Genomic DNA, 1,260 nt, shown 5'->3' with positions numbered 1-1,260 from the left:
TGAGCAACCGCCGGGCGAGGTAGGCGGCGTCGCGGCCGACGCCGCGGATGGTGGCCGAGGAGAAGCTGCGCTGCCATTCCAGCCCGACGAACCCGAGCCCGGAGTGGGTGGTGGACACGCCGCGGTGCTGCTTGGGAATCCCAGTCGGGTCGAGGGCGCCGAGCTTGTCCAAGTAGGACAGTCCAGGGCGGAACCCGGTCGCCAGGATGATGGTGTCCACCCGCTCGCGGGTGCCGTCTGGCCAGGTCACGGTGTCACCGTCGAGGGCGGTGAACATGCGCCGCTGGTCGGGTTTGCCGGCGTCGATCGCGGCGCGGTAGCCACCCGCGTCGAGGACGAGCATGCTCGGCTTGGCGCGCAGCCACGGCCCGATGGGCAGGATGTCGAAGCCGGTGACGGTGAACCAGAAGTGCACGTCCCGGCCCAGTGGTTTCTGGGTGGCGTAGCGGATCGGCTTGCGGGTGGCGAGGGTGACGTGGGCGTGCGGGGCGAGGTCGACGGCGATCTGCACGGCGGAGTTGGCCGCACCGACCACCACCACGCGCTGCCCGGCGAACGGGCTGGGCTCGCGGTAGTCACTGGAGTGCAGGACGGTGCCGGCGAACTCGTCGAGCCCGGGAAGCGCCGGGCGGTACGGGGAGGTGAACGCACCGGTGGCGGCGATGACGATCGGCGCGGCGAACTCCTCGCCCGCCTCGGTCGACACCAGAAACTCCCCGTCGGGCCGGGTCACGGCGGTGACCCGGTGGCCGGTGCGGATGTCGGCGCGCAGGGCCGCGGCGTAGCGGCGGAGATAGTCGATCACCTCGTTCCGGTGCGGGTAGTGGTCCGGGTCACCGGGGAAGGCCAGGCCGGGAAGCGAGCTGTAACGGGCCGGGGAGAACAGGTGCAGGCTGTCGTAGTAGTGCGGCCACGATCCGACCGGCTCGTCGCCGGCCTCCAGCAGGACCGGCTCCAGCCCGCGGGCTTTGAGGGCGTGGACAGAGGCGAGACCGGCTTGACCGCCGCCGATCACAATGGCATCAGGCATGACAACGAAACCCTTTCAAACCAGCGAGTTCAGAAGATCAGCTATCGAGGGATGCTGACCAGGGAGGCCACTACGGCCGCGACGGCGACCAGGGCCAGCACCAGGAAGGTGTGCGAGTAACCGCCAAGCCCACCGGCGATCGCGGCGCCCGCCCACGGCGCGAGCGACATGGTGATCGTCAGCGGCCGCGCGCTGGTGTTCCCGACCAGCGCCTACGGCGGTTATTCGGC

At 70.4% G+C, this 1,260-nt stretch carries 1 protein-coding gene; it reads right to left on the bottom strand.

Annotated elements, in window-relative coordinates:
- Positions 1–1,030: NAD(P)-binding domain-containing protein (locus ABZ215_RS43770; protein ID WP_354956864.1), on the bottom strand; the 1,030-nt coding region annotated here is incomplete at its 3' end.
- Positions 1,031–1,260 lie beyond the last annotated feature (230 nt).

It is taken from the genome of Amycolatopsis sp. NPDC006131, from assembly GCF_040614175.1.
Classification (GTDB): domain Bacteria; phylum Actinomycetota; class Actinomycetes; order Mycobacteriales; family Pseudonocardiaceae; genus Amycolatopsis_E; species Amycolatopsis_E tucumanensis.
This window is presented reverse-complemented; position numbering and strand designations above follow the sequence as displayed.